The sequence below is a fragment of the Bombilactobacillus apium genome, assembly GCF_013385145.1.
Classification (GTDB): domain Bacteria; phylum Bacillota; class Bacilli; order Lactobacillales; family Lactobacillaceae; genus Bombilactobacillus; species Bombilactobacillus apium.
Map to the genome: position 1 here is coordinate 1 of NZ_JABZEC010000016.1, position 1,321 is coordinate 1,321.

Annotated in this window: 2 protein-coding genes; both read left to right on the forward strand. The window is 40.7% G+C overall.

Annotation, left to right across the window (positions count from 1 at the left end; all coding sequences use genetic code 11):
* Nucleotides 1-29: 29 nt before the first annotated feature.
* On the forward strand, nt 30-668 hold the full coding sequence (locus HU830_RS08690) for an amino acid ABC transporter permease (RefSeq protein ID WP_176943359.1): 639 nt from the start codon (nt 30-32) through the stop codon (nt 666-668).
* Nucleotides 669-680: 12 nt separating this feature from the next.
* The coding region (locus HU830_RS08695) for an amino acid ABC transporter permease (protein WP_176943360.1) at nt 681-1,321 on the forward strand (641 nt) is incomplete at its 3' end.

The window sequence follows — 1,321 nt, forward strand, 5'->3', positions numbered from 1 at the left end:
GGATTTAATTATAAGGAGTTGTATCAATAATGCTGAAAATTTTTACGGATTATGGCTCGCAACTCCTGGTTGGTTTCGGCTGGACCTTGTTGTCGAGTGTTTTGGCGTTGATCGCCAGTTTAATTATCGGAACTTTATTTGCGATTTTAGAAGTTGTTCCTAATCGGGCCTGTCGTTTAATCGGGCGGGTTTATGTGGAAGTTTTTCGAAATATTCCTTTATTAGTTATTACCATGTTCTTCTATTTAGTTATTCCTTTATATATTGTTAAAATCAATGGTTTTACGGCGGGAACGATTGGATTGACCCTTTATACTTCCGCTTTTATTGCGGAAACGGTTCGTTCTGGGATTCAATCAGTCGACCAAGGGCAGATGGAAGCCTCCCGGTCAGTGGGCATGACCTATGTTCAAGCGATGCGCTATATTATTTTGCCTCAGGCTTTTAAGATAGTTATTCCGCCGCTAGGCAATCAATTCATCAATTTGGTCAAGAATTCTTCCGTACTCGCTTTTGTGGCCGGTTTTGACTTAATGTATCAGGCTAATTCTATTGCTTCCTTAACTTTTGATACTATTAATAGTTACTTTGTGGTCGGGATTTTGTATTTAATCATTACCCTGCCTTTGAGCTATTATATGCAGTATCTGGAAAAAAGATTGGTTTAGGAGGGAAAATTCATGCAAACATGGTTAAATGCTTATTCAGGAATGAACCTCCGCTTCTTAATTATGGGACTGGGAGTGACTATTTTAATTTCGGTCATTTCCGTGGTCTTGAGTTTCATTGTCGGCTCCGTCTTAGGAGTTTTGCGTTATTCCAAAATTGCCTATCTTTCCAAGATTGTTGGTTTTGTGATTGATATTATCCGGAACTTACCGCTCTTGTTGATTATCTTCTTTACCTATTTTGGTCTGCCCAACTTAGGTTTCAAGCCGGCAACGATTCCGGCAGCCATTATGGCGATGACCGTCTTTGAATCCGCCATGATTGCCGAAATTGTCCGTTCGGGCTTGAACGCAGTCGATACCGGACAAATGGAAGGGGCGCGGTCCGTAGGAATGACTTTTGTCCAAGCCTTATGGCATATTATTTTGCCCCAAGGTTATAAGAAAATGATTCCGACTTTGATTAGTCAGTTTGTTTCCTTAATTAAGGATACTTCTTTAGCGACGATCATCGTGGTTCCAGAATTAATGCAACATGCTCAAGTCATTTATGGGCAAGATGCCAACTACATCTTGCCGATGTTCGCGGCCTTGGCAGTGCTTTACTTCATCACTTGCTTTGGTTTATCTTTGGTTGGAAATTGGATTGATCG